This window comes from Paenibacillus sp. J22P90 (assembly GCF_059692195.1).
In genome coordinates, this window is sequence record NZ_JCAUAY010000001.1 from 584,736 (window position 1) to 602,005 (window position 17,270).

At 43.7% G+C, this 17,270-nt stretch carries 11 protein-coding genes; all 11 read left to right on the top strand.

Going from position 1 to position 17,270, the window contains the following annotated elements; translation table 11 throughout:
• Window positions 1–98: 98 nt before the first annotated feature.
• The 11 genes from AC58UX_RS02235 to AC58UX_RS02285 all read left to right on the top strand — a co-directional run bounded on the left by AC58UX_RS02235 (window position 99) and on the right by AC58UX_RS02285 (window position 17,214).
• Complete coding sequence (locus AC58UX_RS02235; protein ID WP_497249287.1) at window positions 99–1,541, top strand: spore germination protein; 1,443 nt, start codon at window positions 99–101, stop codon at window positions 1,539–1,541.
• Window positions 1,538–2,635 (top strand): GerAB/ArcD/ProY family transporter, encoded by a 1,098-nt coding sequence (locus tag AC58UX_RS02240; protein WP_497249289.1) that lies wholly within the window; start codon window positions 1,538–1,540, stop codon window positions 2,633–2,635. The genes AC58UX_RS02235 and AC58UX_RS02240 overlap by 4 nt, the downstream gene beginning before the upstream one ends.
• A 17-nt stretch (window positions 2,636–2,652) precedes the next feature.
• Window positions 2,653–3,771: a Ger(x)C family spore germination C-terminal domain-containing protein gene (locus tag AC58UX_RS02245; protein WP_497249291.1), complete on the top strand. Its 1,119-nt coding sequence runs from the start codon at window positions 2,653–2,655 to the stop codon at window positions 3,769–3,771.
• Between the two features lie 106 nt (window positions 3,772–3,877).
• Window positions 3,878–4,051, top strand: a complete 174-nt coding sequence (locus AC58UX_RS02250) for a GntR family transcriptional regulator (protein WP_497249293.1) — start codon at window positions 3,878–3,880, stop codon at window positions 4,049–4,051.
• Window positions 4,052–4,421: 370 nt separating this feature from the next.
• A complete protein-coding gene (locus AC58UX_RS02255; RefSeq protein WP_497249295.1) occupies window positions 4,422–6,221 on the top strand; it encodes a sensor histidine kinase in 1,800 nt (599 codons plus the stop codon).
• Complete coding sequence (locus AC58UX_RS02260; RefSeq protein WP_497249297.1) at window positions 6,181–7,806, top strand: response regulator; 1,626 nt, start codon at window positions 6,181–6,183, stop codon at window positions 7,804–7,806. The genes AC58UX_RS02255 and AC58UX_RS02260 overlap by 41 nt, the downstream gene beginning before the upstream one ends.
• Window positions 7,807–7,922: 116 nt before the next feature.
• Window positions 7,923–9,317: an ABC transporter substrate-binding protein gene (locus tag AC58UX_RS02265; RefSeq protein ID WP_497249299.1), complete on the top strand. Its 1,395-nt coding sequence runs from the start codon at window positions 7,923–7,925 to the stop codon at window positions 9,315–9,317.
• 69 nt (window positions 9,318–9,386) lie between these two features.
• Window positions 9,387–10,286: a carbohydrate ABC transporter permease gene (locus AC58UX_RS02270; protein ID WP_497249301.1), complete on the top strand. Its 900-nt coding sequence runs from the start codon at window positions 9,387–9,389 to the stop codon at window positions 10,284–10,286.
• A 44-nt stretch (window positions 10,287–10,330) separates the two neighbouring features.
• Complete coding sequence (locus AC58UX_RS02275; RefSeq protein ID WP_497249303.1) at window positions 10,331–11,212, top strand: carbohydrate ABC transporter permease; 882 nt, start codon at window positions 10,331–10,333, stop codon at window positions 11,210–11,212.
• 43 nt (window positions 11,213–11,255) lie between these two features.
• Window positions 11,256–13,385, top strand: a complete 2,130-nt coding sequence (locus tag AC58UX_RS02280; RefSeq protein ID WP_497249305.1) for a heparinase II/III domain-containing protein — start codon at window positions 11,256–11,258, stop codon at window positions 13,383–13,385.
• Between the two features lie 70 nt (window positions 13,386–13,455).
• Window positions 13,456–17,214 (top strand): polysaccharide lyase family 8 super-sandwich domain-containing protein, encoded by a 3,759-nt coding sequence (locus tag AC58UX_RS02285; protein WP_497249307.1) that lies wholly within the window; start codon window positions 13,456–13,458, stop codon window positions 17,212–17,214.
• Window positions 17,215–17,270: the final 56 nt, after the last annotated feature.

Consider the following 17,270-nt stretch of genomic DNA (forward strand, 5'->3'; position numbering starts at 1 on the left):
TTTTGTTATGTACTTATTTCACTAAAAATTGGAATATTAAAAGCTGCAAAAGGGGAAAATAACCTAAACTTTCCATTAAAGGAAGGGAGGGAACCCAAATGAAAGTCGATCCATCTCTAAACGTTAACGAAAACTCGCTGCGAAATATGCTTTTCAATAGCGCTGATTTTAAAGCGAGTACCTTTCAATCCGGTAACCGCAGTTATCGGCTCTTTTATTTAGATACAATGATTGAACTTGCAGTGATACAGGAGCACGTCATTCGACCCTTGCTTCAGCAAACGGAAGACCTCGATCTTCGTGAAACTGTTTCTGTATTGGAATTTGCGGAGACGGAGCTGCTAAGCGATGCGGTGAATGCACTTGTGGAAGGTAAATCGGTGCTTCAAATCGACGGAGAAATGAAGCTTTATTTACTTGGAACAGAAGCGAGGAAAGAACGTGCTGTTAACTTGCCCGTGAATGAACGAGTACTGCGCGGATCGAATGAAGCGTTGATTGAGAATGTGCATACAAACATTAACTTGCTGCGCAAAATGATTGTCTCACCAGATCTCGTTGTCAAATACTATCGTCTTGGCAGACGATCGAATACGAAAGTCGCCTTACTGTACTTGCAAGAGCTTGCTAACGAACAAGTTATCCAAGAGTTTGAGCGTAGAATTGGCCTTATCGACATCGATTATGTTGAAGCACCAGGATTTATTCAAGAACTTATCGAGGATCGGAAATTCTCATTATTTCCACAATTGATGATTACGGAGAGACCAGATCGCGTTAGATCATACCTAATGGACGGAAAAATAGCGATATTAACCAATGGATCGCCGGATTGCATTATCCTTCCCGTCTCCTTCTGGGCATTCTTGCAATCCCCTGATGACTATCAAATAGGTTGGTTGCTTGGCAGTACGTTCAGGTTTCTTCGAATAATAAGCTTTATCATTGCAATGAGCTTGCCTGGCGTTTATGTTGCGTTAGTTACATTTGATCCGCGTATGCTCCCTTTTGAAATTTCATTAACTCTTCAAAGCTCCATGCAATACGTTGCCATGCCTCCTGTGCTCGAAGCTTTATTCATGTTGGTCACGCTCGAAATATTAAGGGAAGCAACTGTAAGGTTAGCAAGTCCAATTGGGCAAACGATCGGTGTTGTTGGCGGTATCGTCATCGGAACTGTTGTTGTTCAGTCCAATCTGGTCTCCACGATGATGGTCATTATCATTGCTTTTACGGCTGTCGCCTCGTTTAGTATTCCTTCTTATGAAATGAGCAGTGCTGCACGATTATTATCGGTTCCCTTCATTGTGATGGGCGCTGCCTTTGGATTAATTGGATTGGAATTGTCATACCTGATTGTACTGACGCATTTAGCACGTATAAACACGATGGGACTACCCTACTTTTACAGTGGATTGGATAAAAATACAATTATGGATACTTTTTTCCGAGGGCCGATTAGAAGTCTAAGGGAACGTACGAAAGAAAGCTTGTCCAAAGATAAAACGAGAATCCGAGTGCAAAGGGGGAAAAATGAATGATTCACCTTAAGAAGCTATCTTTAACACAGCTTTTTAGCCTCATTATTTTAACGCAAATTGGCGTTTCCATTCTATCCATTCCCTTTGCAGAGTCGAAACACGCAGGTTATGACTCATGGATATCTATAGGCATTGGAGGGATAATTTCACAAGCGATTATCATGATTATCTATTGCCTTAGTACGAGGTACGCAGATCGGCCGTTGCCTCAGTATATGTCTAACATTGTTGGCAAGGTAATGGGATCTATTCTGAATATGGTCATAGGATTATATTGTGCCGAGTCCAGTCTAATGGTCATTGTTTCTTATTCCGATGTGTTAAGCAGATGGGTATTGATTAGAACCCCATGGTTAGTTCTAGTTGGAATATCAGTTGGTATTGCTGCTTTCATCGCTTCTTCTTCACTCCGGTCAATTGCTGTCATCACACAGAACATTATGATTATGTTTTTTATTGCCATGGTCATCATATTTACCAGTGGGACAGGAAAAGGGGATATACGTCATTTTTTCCCAATCGCCAGCCATGGGATGGGTGCGATTATGAGGGATGCACTTCCTGCCTTTTGGGCATATGCGGGTCATGAGCTTCTTCTGGTTGTCTTTCCAACATTAAGTTACCGAAAAAAGAAAGATGTCTTTCTAGTCATGACTGCGGCTAATGGATTTACCACCCTCTTTTATGTGTTAATCACCTTCATTGTAACGTTTAATTTCAGTGAAAATCAGCTTAAAGTCATTCCTGAGCCTATGGTCTTTATACTACGCCAATTTAAATGGCCAGTCGTGCAAAGTTTGGATATCGTATTCATGACAATTTGGCTTTCGGTCACGACTGTAACAGCTTATGTCTACTTGTTTTTGGCAGCTCGATACCTGTCTTTTTCATTTGGCAAAGAGAGGGGAAACCACACGGTCATCGTCTGGTTGTTAGCTATCTTGTGTTTTGGATTAGGTGTATTTGGTTCAGACCGTAAAGTTATTTTTCAATTTTCCAGCTATCATAATTTTACTACCCTTGTCGTTATTGCCATAATACCGTTGCTCCTACTGTTAATTTCGATTACTCGGGGAAAGGTGGAGGCCAGATGAAGAGGGGGATAGTAAGTATGATGATCTTGATCCTACTCACCGGATGCTGGGACCGATTGCCGCTGCGCAACCTTAAAATAGTGGATATCGTCGGGATCGATTATGATGAGAAGAATAGCAGCGTGTTGCTGAATTTTGTTGTTACTAAATTAAGTAAAGCCGGGCAGGGGAGCGGTGTGTCTATTTCGGAATCAACCGAGATGTCAGATTCTAGTGTAATCAAAGCGGTTGGAAAGGGGCTATATCGAGACCAGGGGCCGTTTATTGGAATAAATACGAGAGTGTTTCTGATCAGCGAAAGTTTTGCAGCGCATCAACCCGTTCGTGAGCTTGCTTTTTTGCTCGATACGCCATTTACGACAATTAATTCACCGGTGGTCATTCTGGACGAGCAAGATGCACCATTTTTCAAACAGTTTAAAGGGTCAATAACGGATAAAACGAAAGAATTAAATGATTTTATGAAATCTTTGGAAACAAATGGTATTATCCCCAACATGACGATGATGGATTTTCTTTTATCTAAAGAAGAGCCATTGAATGATTTCGCATTACCTGTCATCAAACATGTTAATTCACGGATGGAATTAAATGGAGCTTTACTATTTCGTCAAAGCGAAAGCACAGGTATTAAGCTTACTAATGAACAAGTTCAAAGCATTATGTTTCTCGTTGGGAACGGAAATGTGATGCAGAAATTAAAGGGCTTTTCATCCAAATTTAATTATGGGCGGGTGGCAAGGACGGGCCACTTGGACAATAAGGATTACGCTTTTTTTATCAAAAAAATAAGCAGCAAAATCATCGCACGACAACAGCTAAACGAAACTCCGGATATTACGATTAAGGTAAACATGAATATATATGCAACTGAACTTGGCGAAGAAAGTAAGGGTCTAAAAACGGAATACGTTAATGAAATGGAAAAAGCACTAAGTATTCATTTAAACGAAATGGCATCCAACGCGATAAAAAAAATACAAGAGGCGAATTCAGACGTACTTGGCATCGGGAAGGAATTAAAAGCATTTCATCCAGATTTATGGAAAACATTGGAGTGGAGAAAGGATTATCCTCGATTGCTGATAAAGCCACAATTTGAAGTTAGGATTTTGAATACAGAGATTGAAGACTAAAAGTAGTATAAGTAACTCTAAATAAATATTGTAATAAATTCATAGTGAGTTAAAAAAAGAGCTTAGAGAATGAACTGTAACCCAAAGACAGGTACTTTGTTTCAAAGTGTCTATCTTTAATCATGATATCCCATCTGGAGAAAAAATTAATATTGATCAGCTAGCTCGTGATCTGGAGGTCAGCAATATCCCGATACGAGAAGCACTCTCGCGCTTATCAGCAGAAGAACTGGTATATACGATACCATTCAAAGTCGACAAGTTATCCCATCTCGGATGAAGATAAAATGAAATTAATCGCGGAGATGAACCACAGCTTGCACGGCTTGATCCTTGACTATTGTGACAATCAATCGTTAAAAAGTCTAATTCTTGTGTACATTGATCGCATTCAGAGATATTCGTCCCTCTTCCACAATTGCGCGAGTTTATTTTTGTCGTTCAGATTGTTCTGGATCATAAAAGAAAATCTGCCCTAAATCTTCGTTCTACCACATTTACAGACTTTACCGCTTATATTAACATAACGATAAATGACTCTAATGTAGTTGGAGTCATTTTTTACCATGTCATTTTATAAAGGGAATCCTTTATCTATTGTAGAAAATACTTTTTTAATTTGTAGACACATAACACTGGAGTGATGAAGTTTGAAACAGTTACTGTATCGACTTTCTATAAAAAAGCGAATATGGGTTTCCTTTGTTCTTCTTATGACATTGGCCATTTCCGCTACAGGCTTAAGCTCTTACATTATTTCATCGAGGATTGTGGAGCATAATGCACTCCGGTTAAGTCAGGACTCTTTAAATAAGTCAGCACAGGTGCTGGACGAAAAATTAAAGAAAATCATTTTATCCGTTTTGTCCCTTCAGATGAGCGACCCATATAAATCTATGTTAACTGATGTATCTAGAGGTAATGTAAGTAATTATTATAATAATTTTTCTGCGCTGCAATCCATTCTGGCACAGCTTAAATTCAATGACAACTTTATCCAGTCCATATTAATTGCTACACCGATAGGCGATTTTTATTCCACGAACTACACAAGATTGAGTGAAAATTCATTTTATCAGTCCGCAATGTATGAGAAGATTAAACGTCTTAAGCGAGGAGTCTGGATGGAGGGACATGAAGACACTTTTTTTTACGGTAGAGATCGAGTGCTTTCCTTTGTGGTGGATGGTTCCGGGGGCAACTCACAGGATGTATATATTGTCGTCAATATTAAGGAGAAAGATTTGCAAAACCTGATTGTTGATCAACTTAGTAACTCTGCCCAATATGTATTGGTCAATACTGATGGAAGTCCTGTAATTGGCATTGGCAGCACGGAAAAGGAAAATTGGAGACAGGATCCAGCATTTCTAGTTGGGTTTGCTAAACCGGCGAAAAATGGGAACTTCAATTTCGAATCAGATCATAACGATTTTTTAATTAATTACTCCCGAATGGACGTAGGTGAAGAGTGGGTATTATACGCAGTCCAATCCAAACGTGATGTCTTGCAAGAGGTGAATGCGATCAAATGGACGACACTTGTGTTCATTCTTGGATTTGTTCTGTTGGCTTTGTTTTTGTCTAACATGTTGACGAACCTCTTGTTGAGACCTCTTTTTCATCTACACAACCTGATGAGGCGCGTGGAGAATAACAATCTAGATGTCCGATTCCACAGTATTTATCAGGATGAGGTATCACAATTAGGTACGAGGTTCAACTCTATGCTTGAAGAAATTACGAAACTGATTCGTAAAGTGAAGCAAGGGGAGCAAGAGAAACGGAGAACAGAAATTAAAGCGCTCTCATCGCAAATGGAGCCCCACTTTTTATACAATACGTTAAACACTATTTATTGCAAATCGGTATTAGGAAATACGGAAGATGTTAAAAAAATGATTTTATCTTTGTCAACGATGTTTAAGCTTGGATTAAGTCATGGAAAAGATATTTTAAGTATCGAGGATGAGCTTAAGCATGTTAGACATTATTTGGCGCTTCAGCAGCAATGCTACGAGGATCGCTTTGACTTTCATATTGAGGTTGAAGATACATCCATTTTACAGTTCAACATTCCTAAGCTAATTTTGCAGCCTTTAGTTGAAAATTCGATTATTCATGGTTTTCAAGATCTAGAAGAAGGCGGCCATATTCGGATTGTCCTGAAAAAGACGGAGCAATCGATCTGCATGTCAGTGGAAGATAACGGTGTTGGTATGAATGTGAATCAATTGCTTCAGTCCATGGAGGAGCCTTTAGATTCGCATAAAGGTTATGCCATTAGGAATATTGCACACCGGCTACGGCTGTGTTATGGGGAAGATGCAAGGATCCACTTTGAGAGTAAACCAGGGATCGGTTCTAGAGTTGACTTAATCATATCGCTAGCCGGGGGGGAAATGTTAGATGCAGGCCATGGAAACGAAAATCAAGATATGCGTGATTGATGATATTAAAAGTACGGTAGCCATGATTGCCACCATAATTGACTGGCATAGTTATGGCATTGAAGTAGCGGGCACAGCGAAGAATGGTGAGGAAGGGCTGAGGCTGATTGAACAAACGCGCCCCGATATTATTTTGACCGATATTCGCATGCCTCGGATGGATGGGCTGGAAATGACTCGTCGCATTACCGACCTGCTCCCTCAAAGTAAAATAATTATTCTCAGCGCTTATACGGATTTTGAATACGCCAAGCAAGCGATTCGTTTGGGGGCTTTTGATTTCGTGAAGAAGCCGTTTTCTATTGAGGAAATCACGAAGGTTGTTTTGGAAGCCAAACAAGAGTTGGAGAATGAGTACGAGAAGCATGAACGGTTACAACATATGGAGAAAAAAGTTCAGGAAGGCCTTCCTCTCCTGCGTCAAGAATATTTTTGGAGATTATTGAATCATGAGACGCGAGAAGAGGATGCTCAGCGCTATTGGGATGAGATGAACCTTGACATGGACAAGGAGAGTCTAGCGGTTTTTATTATTGAAATAGATCAATATATGGAGAAATACGGCGCTTTACCCATTCACGAGGTCGAACTCATACGCTTCTCTTTGCACAATATTATCGAGGAAACCATTCGCAGTATGACCCGTGGTATCGTATTTCGTGATGGCTCGAGCCAATTTGTTTGTATCATCAATTGTGTGCACACCGAAGAGGCCAAACGTATTGCGGAGGCATGTCGCTCGAACATTGCGGGCAATACGCGTTTCACAATATCCATAGGTGTTGGAACGAACGTGCATGTCTTACAGGAATTGCCGGGGTCATACAAGTCGGCTTTATCTGCACTAGCTTATTATTTCTATACAGGTGGCAATGGGGTGTTTAGTAGTGAAGACTTGCCAAAAGAACGAGAGGCAATTCCGAGATATGCACAGGAAAAAGAGCAGGAGTTGCTCAGATCGCTTAGAGCGGGCAATCTCGATAAGTCGTTGCAAGAACTGGAGCAGTTTTATGATGATATGAATCCATTACATCTGCTGCCAGATCCTCAATATATCCAAAGTCTATATTATGATATGGCCCTAATGATGCTGAGAACCTTTCATGAGTTGGTTCCATTATCCGTTCTGCAGCCTTATGACTTCAAATTAAGGGACCGCCACAGCCAAAAACTGACCACGATCAAGGAGTTTCAGCTGCTGCTTAATGAAATGTGTGAAGTGGGTTGTGCCTGGATCGAAAAGGAGAGAGTCAGCGATTCCGCACAATTAATTTATAGGTCGATTGAATATATCCGGGCGAATTTGCATCTGAATCTAACGGTGGAGTACTGTTCCAGACATATGAATTTAAGCGGGGGGCATTATGCTAACCTCTTCAAAAAGGTTGCAGGCACGACGTTTAATCAATTCGTTACAACAGAGCGAATTGATCGTGCCAAGCGGCTGCTCATAGAGAATTACCAAGTGCAGGAGATCGCTTTATCTTTGGGTTATGAACACAGGCGTTATTTTAGTGATGTTTTTAAAAAGCATACGGGCCAAACACCCTCGGAGTTTAAAGAAGCATATCTAGGGCAGAAATGATGAATTTCTGCCCTTTTTCTTCGTAATGCCACATTATGCGCAGGTAAGCTCGTCAGCTACAATAAATATCAAGAACAGTCACTTGTTTGAAACCATATAAGGGGAGGACTACTAGAATGAAGAAGATGACTTTAACTGTAATGAGCGCTTTGATGGCAGTAAGTCTGGCAGGATGCGGATCAGGAACAAAGGAAGAGAGTGCAGGTGCAAGTGCAAAAGCAAGCCCAGCTGCAGCATCGACTGGCAAGCCTGCTGAGAAAACGAAGATTACTTACTGGACACTAGATCGTCATGATGCTGATTATATCAAGCAAGTGATCAATACGTATAATGAGACGAACAAGGATAACATTGAGGTGGAACTTGTCGTCAAGGCAGATGACTATGCGCAGGCACTGGATCTTGCGTTTGCCGCAGCCCAGGCACCAGATGTGTTCAGGGTCAAAGAAGGTACGATCCAAACGTATTATAAAAAAGGATATATGGCTCCTATTGACGAGTATTTGACTGCAGATCAGAAAAAGAATTTTCCAGTTATGCCAGATTTGAACCAGTTCGATGGCAAATTGTACAGTCTACCGAACTATGGCAGCACGATGAGACTTGTTTACAATAAGGATCTCTTTGACAAAGCCGGTATTACAAAGCCACCTGTAACCATTGCTGAGATGGTGGAGGACGCCAAGAAGATTACGGCTGTAGGGAAAGCTTCGGGCGCGTACGGCTTTGCGTTGCCATTCAAAAACGCAGGAAGTGCATGGAACCGATCCGCTCGAGTAATCGCGGAGTTAAGCGGTTATGGAGGCTTCGGATACGATTTTAAAACAGCGCGTTTCGATGTATCCGGCTTTAAGGATATCGCAAAGGCGTTCAAGCAAATGCGCGATGACGGCAGCACATTACCGGGGATGGAAGCGTTAGATATCGATCCGCTTCGCGCGCAGTTCGCGGAAGGTAAAATCGGGATGTACCTGTCTTACTCTTCCGAGCCAGGCGTGTATAAGAGTCAATTCCCAGCGAAGATTAACTGGGCAGCGGCGCCAGCGCCGACGATCGATGGATCGATTAAGGGTGCTTCCGGTTTCTTGGGAGGTCAATGGTTAGCTATCAACAAAAACTCGGCTAAGAAAGACGCGGCTTGGAAATTTATTAACTACATGTATGCCGATACGATTCTTCAACCTTACCATGAGAAGGGCTATGGAATTTCTATGGTTCCGTCAATTGTTGCCAAAGCAAAAAAACCTGACATCAACGGTATCGACGGCTTCTTGCCTACTAAATATGATGGCGTATGGCCGATTCAGCCAACTGTTAGCGTTCAGGGACTCAAGTATGAGGATACTTTCTGGAAATATATCCTTGAAGGCGGGGATTTGGACAAAATCGTTACTGATGTAAACAAGCGTTACAATGAAGCTTTGGATAAGGCAATTGCTGCAGGTGAAGTTAAAGTTAAGCCAGACCCAACTTTCGATCCTGCTAAAATGCAAGGAACTTTTGCGAAATAGTAATGACTCTGGAGCTTGTCGGCTTGATGCCGACGGCTCCGACTTTTTCAATCAGGAGGTGGAAGGTAGATGAGAAAATGGAGAGTACATATTCCGGGCTTAGGATTTACACTGCCTAGTCTAGTATTGACGCTAGTGTTTGGTGTGTATCCCATTTTTTGGGCGATGAGATATATGTTTTATGATTATAAGGGTTACGGCAAGGAACGATTCGTTGGTTTTGATAATTTTTCCAGATTATTAGAAGATCATACGTATTGGGATTCTGTGGTGAATACCTTCGTATATGCAGGAGGTAAGCTCATTCTGACAATTCCGCTGTCACTTATTTTGGCAGTGATATTAAATAGAGGTTTGCGTGGAAAGCATTTGCTAAGAGCGATTTATTTTATGCCGACAATTGTAAGCGCATCGGTCATGTCTGTTGTGTTTTTTATCATTTTCAACTCCTATAATGGCATATTGAATCAATTTTTACTTCGTTACCATTTGATTTCCAAAAATATAGATTGGCTTGGGCCTGATCATGCCATGCTCAGTGTTATAGTCATTGCGGTATGGGGAGCCGTTGGAAACTACATGCTGCTCTTTCTAGCAGGACTGCAAAATATTCCAAACGATGTTTACGAAAGTGCTTCGTTAGATGGGGCGAATGCCACGCAGAAATTTTGGTATATTACAGTTCCCATGCTCGGTCCTGTTATGCAAATGGTTATTATGCTGGCGATTATTAACTCCTTGAAGGGGTATGAGAGCATCATGGTGTTGACTGAAGGCGGTCCTATTGGCAAGACGGAAGTTATGTTCCTCTATGTGTATAAACTATTCTTCCCGCTGTCGACATCAGGTTCGAGTCTGGAACAGCAGATTGGATACGGCAGCGCCGTTGGTTTTGTTACTGCGATGATTGTCGGCATTGTAACTTTAATTTATTTCTACGCATCCAAACGGATGAATAATGTGTTCTAGTCAGCTATGTTCGTGTAAAACGGAAACTTACAGGAGGTATCCCGATGACAACGGAAGTCGTAAAGCTTCAGCGATCCGTAATTCGCACATGGTCGATAGGGCCAGTCGTAAAAAAGACGGCATTATGGATCTTTTTGCTCCTGATCGCGCTGTTAACTATTTTTCCTATATTGATGGCTTTCTTGGGCTCATTTAAATCTAATGCAGAGCTTACCGGCGGTGCAACGATTTTGCCGTCGGAGTGGCACTTCAGCAACTATGCGGAGGTGTGGGAGCAGGCACATTTCTCCACCTATACGTGGAACAGTTTGTTTATTAGTGTTCTTACGACGGTTGGCACTTTAATTGTAGCTTCGATGGCTGCTTATGCGGTCGATCGTTTAAGTTTTGCCGGGAAGAGCTTCTATGTTGCACTGCAAGCCTCTACGATGTTTATTTCTATTGGGGCAGTGGTTCTTCGTCCGCAGTTCGAACTGATGGTTAAACTGCACATGAATACGTCACTGTGGGCTGTCATTATTATATTAATTAGTGGCCATGCATCTATTTTCTTTATATTGCTTAGCTTCGTAAAGGCGATACCCAAAGAGTTAGACGAGGCTGCGATGATGGATGGCTGCTCTAAGCTGTGGATTTATACCCGAATCATCGTTCCGTTATTAACTCCTGGCCTTGGTGTTGCAGCTTTGTTCACTTTCAGGCATGCATGGAATGAATATATTTTGCCGCTTGTGTTTACGATGAGCCAGCCGAAGCTGCAAGTGCTGACAGTTGGACTCGCAGGTCTACGCTACGGAATCGCTTCTGCGGCTCAAACACACTTTATGATGGCCGGCGCTTGTTTGTCTATATTACCGTTGTTGATCGTGTACATATTGGCTAATAAAACATTCATGCAAGTGACCTCTGGTTCCATTAAAGGTTGATTGGTCCTAATGCTGTGTCTTAATGCGGAAAGGAGCGTTGTTCATGAATGCCCAACGGTTAAAAACGCTGCTGAGTAACTTCCATGATCCAGCGTATTTGCAAGCGGCAGAGTTACTGCGCGCGCAGGCTCAAAGTGCTTTGGAAATCCGTTATACGATCACAGAGAAGGAATATGGTAATTGGGGACATTATTATTATTGCCATAATGACGGCAGTCCCCTTCGCTTTGAATGGAGCAAGCCCAGGCAGCATATATGCTCCGTTTGTTTTAAGGAATGGAGCGGTGAACCTTATGATGCCGCTTGGGTTACACTGGCACATTCAAAACTAGGGATTGGTATGAAACAGCTTGCGATCTATAGTCTGATTACGAACGGAAATGAAGCTGCGGCTAAGGTCAAAGAGGTTTTGTTAGCCTACTCTCAGTTCTATGAGGGCTATGAGGTACATGGAAATATTCCGTATAATGGGCCTGGCAAGCTGTTTGCGCAAACGTTGGACGAAGCTCACTGGATCATTGATTTGTGTTATGCCTTTCAGTTTATCGCAAGAAAGCTTTCAGAGGATGAGAAACAGCGTATTCACGAGGGGTTACTTAGACCTTGTGCGCAGTTTCTAATTGCTCGTAAGGAGCATCAGCTTCATAATCATGCTTTGCTGATTACATCAGCTATTGGAATGCTGGGATTTCTGCTTCAAGATAACGAAATTCACCAGGCTGGTCTAGAGGGGCCTTATGGCTTGCTTGACCAGTTGGAGCGAGGCGTTATGGAAGACGGCATGTGGTACGAAGGTAATTTTCAATATCATTTTTACGGCTATCACTCTTTACTTCAGTACGCGATTCTTGTAGAAGGCACAGTGTGGGAACTAAAAGACAACCCTACCCTAAAGAAAATGTTTGATTATCCGTTGGGGTATATTTTACCGGATGGTTCGCTGCCAAATATGAATGATGCAAGCTACCGAATGGCTGTTCCAACTTTAGCCCCTTATTATGAGATAGCGTTTGCGTGGTACAGGGATGCTGCCTACAAAGAACTATTGCAACTTGCCTATGGTTTAATCCCTACGGATGGCATGCCGTGTTATACGGCTTCTTCTATTGAACGTGATTCTTTGGAATCGTTGTGGTTTGGGGAGGATTTAAACGAGACCATAATAAGCAAAGAGAGCGGGAGCCATGCTCCTTCTTTGGCTGAACAGATCGTCTCGGATAGTACTTCTGAAACTAGCGGTCTGACGAAGCTTGTGAATCGGGCTGGATGGCACCTATTAATCAAACATAGTAGGTTCGGCGGCGAGCACGATCATATGGACCGCCTCGGTCTATCATTTTACGCTGGAAGCGTGCCACTTTTCATCGATCCGGGGACGACTGCATATGGCGTGCCTGCGCATTACGGCTGGTTTAAGCACACCTATTCTCACAATACGGTGTGCTTAAACGGCAAGGATCAGCCGCCGATTGATGGCAAGCTGCTGCAATACCGCCAAGAGGATTGGGGTTCGTGGGTGGAATGCGCTGCGGACTGGAACGACGAGGGATACCGCATGCAAGGATCCATCATTTTGCCGCCTGAGATGAGCCCGTGGGATGAGCAGGCTTACCGTGGAGCGAGCATTCGGAGAATTAGTGCGCTGACGGATGAGTTGCTTCTCGATATCGTAAAAGTTTCTGTGCCTGAGGAGCGGGATATTGATCTGTTGTACCATATAAGCGGCCGGTTGGCGGATGAGGGAGCATGGGAGCCTTATACGGGCATGGTGAGTGGGCTTTCGCAGGAATGGCTGCATGAAAAACAGAGTAGGACACTCAAACAGGCTGATTCTTTCCTTTGGCAGATGAATGTGGGGACGCTGTTGCAAGTAAGCTGGTGCTCACAACCAGCTGAACTAATCACAGCTATCACACCCGACAATCCGATTAACAGTTCCAGACAAACGTTCGTGCAGCGGGTACAAGGTTCGGCAGGACGTGAAGTTCTGTTTATCAATGCCTTTACTTATAAACCGGATCATGGGGATAGAGAATTGGAACAGGATTTACGACTACAGGTACAAGCTGGAGAGGAGGGAAACATGCTGCTTAGCCTCAGCTCGGCGAGTAGAGAGAGTGTTTGGAAGTTGGAGTGGACAGATGAAAGGACTGCACTCAAGTTAGTGGATTAACTTGTGACAGGACCATACTTAGAAAGCATAAGAAAGATGTTTCATATGTTAATTTCTAAGGAGGATTATGATGAGAAAATGGTTGGCGGGGATTCTACTTTTTTTTCTAGTATTTTCGCTCATAAGTACTGCGTTTGTTCCAGCATCACAGGTATATGCAGCAGATGAATTTGATGATTTAAGACAGAAATGGAGCGAGGTGCTTACTGGAGGCAGCGCCTTCGATATGAATGATCCGGATATAGCTGCACAAATTGCCCTCACCGTGAGTACAGTACAGAACAGTTCGGCCAGCGGCTTCCTGGATACGTTACAGACTGGCGCGAATAGGACGAGTTGTAGCTGCTTATGGACGGATCTGACCAGCACAACGGTCTCGGCAGAATTGGTTTATAACTTTGGTCGTATTCGGGCGATGGCACTTGCTTATGCAACAATCGGGAGCAGCAGCTCCTCATCGCAGGCGTATAACCCTCTCTACCACAATGCAGCGTTGCGGGATGAAATCATCAGCGCGTTAGAATGGATGTATACGAATCGTTATAATCCTAGTAAAAGCATTTATAACAACTGGTATCATTGGGAGCTTTCCGGTCCTAGACACTTGTTGGATGCAGTTGTACTCATGTACGCTGATTTGACATCAACGCAAGTGACCAATTATATGAATGCCATCAAAAAGTTTTCGCCGGACCCTAACCGCGCACCGCAAGGGAGTGCAACGGCGACAGGGGCGAATAGGGTAGAGAAAAGCTGGGTGGTTACACTCAGAGGCATTCTGAGCAAAGACGCAACAGTAGTCGCGCTCGGCAGAGACGGATTAAGCGACATAACGACGCTCCCAACTGCAACGGGCGGTATTGAAAGTGTGTTTAAATATGTCACTTCCGGGGATGGCATGTACACGGACGGATCTTTCCTTCAACATACGGCCCATCCATATTTCGGTAACTATGGTACGACTTACTTCCAATATATCGTCAATCTGGTATACCTGTTGAGCGGTTCGAGTTGGGCGATTACGGATCCTGATACGGCCAATATATATCGTTGGGTTTACCATACGTACGAGCCTGCTATCTATAATGGCTCGCTGATGTCGATGCTCAGAGGACGAACCATAGCCTATTCTTCAGCAGACGATCATTACTATGGAGCTGTGGCCATTCAGGCCATTTTAATGTTAAGTCAGTCTGCCTCTGGGGTGGATGCATTAGCATATAAAAATATGGTCAAATATTGGATTACGCAAGATACTTTCCAAAACTTTGTAGGTGGAAATACGCCTATTTTCTACATTCTTCTAGCGAAACAGGTACTTAATGACTCATCGATTGCTTCTAGAGGAGAGCTTGTCCAAAACAAGGTCTTCCCGAAATCTGATCGAATCGTTCATACTCGCCCAGGATTTGGATTTGGACTTTCCATGTCATCCAGTCGCATATATCGATATGAATCGATTAACGGTGACAATCTCCACGGATGGCATACAGGTGATGGAATGACCTACCTCTACAATAATGACCTTAGCCAATACGATGATGCTTTTTGGCCAACCGTGAACCCATATCGACTGGCAGGAATTACTGTAGACACGGGAACGTTAGCCAACGCAGCAGGGCAAAGTACTTTTAGCTCTCAGAATTGGGTAGGAGGAGCAAGCGACGGTACATTCGGGGTGGCCGGCATGCAGTTGAATCCATACGGCAGCAATGTCACTGGCAAGAAATCTTGGTTTATGTTCGATAATGAAATTGTGGCGCTAGGGGCGGGAATTACAAGTACGTCCGGCAGAGCCATCGAAACCGTCGTTGACAACCGCAAGTTGAACTCATCGGGCGACAATACATTAACTGTCAATGGTGTCACACAATCCACAGCACTGACACTCGGGACACAAACATATACTGGCGTTAACACGATGCATTTGCAAGGAAATGCGTCTAGCGGATCGGATATTGGTTATTACTTTCCTCAATCCACTAGTTTAAACGGAGTCCGTGAGTCGAGAACAGGAAGTTGGACGGGGATTCACAGCAGTGATCTCATCACGGCTTCCATGACCCGCAACTATGAAACGATGTGGTTTGATCATGGTGTGAATCCATCAAATACGAATTATCAATATGCGTTACTTCCCAATGTAAGCGCTTTAGAAACAAGCGTATACGCCACTAATCCGGACTTCACGGTTGTTGAAAATTCCACTGAAGCACAGGCGGTGAAAGAGAATACACGCAACGTACTGGCGGTTAACTTTTGGAATGCCGCAACTAAGACTGTCGGTGAACTGACAAGCAACACCAAGGCGTCCGTATTGCTGAAGACGACATCGACTGAAGCTGAGGTGGCGGTGTCCGATCCGACGCAGGCGAATGCTGGCACGATTAATATTGAGCTTCAACAGGCGACAACTGGCGTTAACCAGATGGATCCTGGTGTGACCATTAAACAGTTTACACCAACAACTAAGCTGGAAGTGAAGACCGCGGGAGCTGCCGGCAAATCATTCCTTACCAAATTGACTGTGGGTACAACCACTGTGCCTGCTGCGCCTCAGCTAATCGAAGTAACCAAAGTGGGCGGTTCCGCTGCGCTGAAATGGAATGGGTACGTGGGAGCTACCGGCTATCGGATTTATTATGGAACGACCGCTGGTAGCTATACGAATTCCGTGGATGTATCTGAGGTCAGCGCAGGCGACAATATTTACACGATTACGGGATTAACGAACGGCAACACGTATTATTTCATCGTGAAGGCCGTTAACCCGGCGGGAGAAAGTGCTTCATCCGGCGAATTATCAGTTCAGCTCACTGATCTAGTTTCGCTTAATCCGATAGCAGATACGTACGTGCGTAATGGAACATATGCGAATGTGAATTACGGTACGGCAGATGTGCTTTCCGTTAAAAACGATGCAACCAGTTATAACAGATTTTCTTTCTTAAAGTTTGATGTTTCTTCAATAACGATTCCAGGCACAATCAAGTCGGCAAAAATTCGCCTCGTCCCGATTTACACCGGTCAGAGCGGTCTCTCGCAGCAAGCGCATGCTGTCGCTGACGATACATGGTCCGAGACCGGGATGACTTCGAATAATCAGCCGAGTGTCGGAGCACTGTTGGCCAATTGGACAGCGCCTGCTGTCGGAACTCCGGTTGAGATCGATGTGACAAGCGCGGTTTACGACGCAGCATCGACGGACAAAACATTTTCGATCCGCTTGATGGCGACAACGAACCAGGGCTCCAAGGGCGATGTTTCGTATGCATCCAGAGAGAATGCAACGATAAATTATCGACCGGTACTCATCATTGAGAAACAAACTTACAGTATTGCACCCACCGCAGACGCTTTCGTTCGGGATGGTTCTTATGCCAGTACTAATTATGGCAGCGACCCCACTCTTTTAACGAAAAAAAGCACGAGCGGCTATTCCAGGGAATCCTATCTAAAGTTTGACCTATCTTCGCTAAGCGGAACCGTTTCCAAAGCGACGATGCGTCTCGTACCAACCTCAGTAGGATCGGCCACAACAACGAACGCTGTCGCGGTAACGACGACGACAAGCTGGACGGAGTCGGGCATCTTATGGACAGGCAAGCCGACCTCCGGTGCCGTGGTGGCAACCTGGTCCGGCATGGCCGTGGGTACGTCGGTTGAGGTCGATGTGACCGCACAGGTTAACAATGCTATAGCTTCCGGAGGTGATCTGTCGCTTCGTATTTACTCACCGACGGACGTCGGCAGCCTCGGAGATATCAGTTACGGCTCTAAGGAAAACTCGATTATTGGGAATAGGCCTGTAATCAATATTAGCCAGTAACTCACATGCAGTTGATCCTTCAGAGTCTTTTGACTTAAAAGAAGGATCAACTGCGA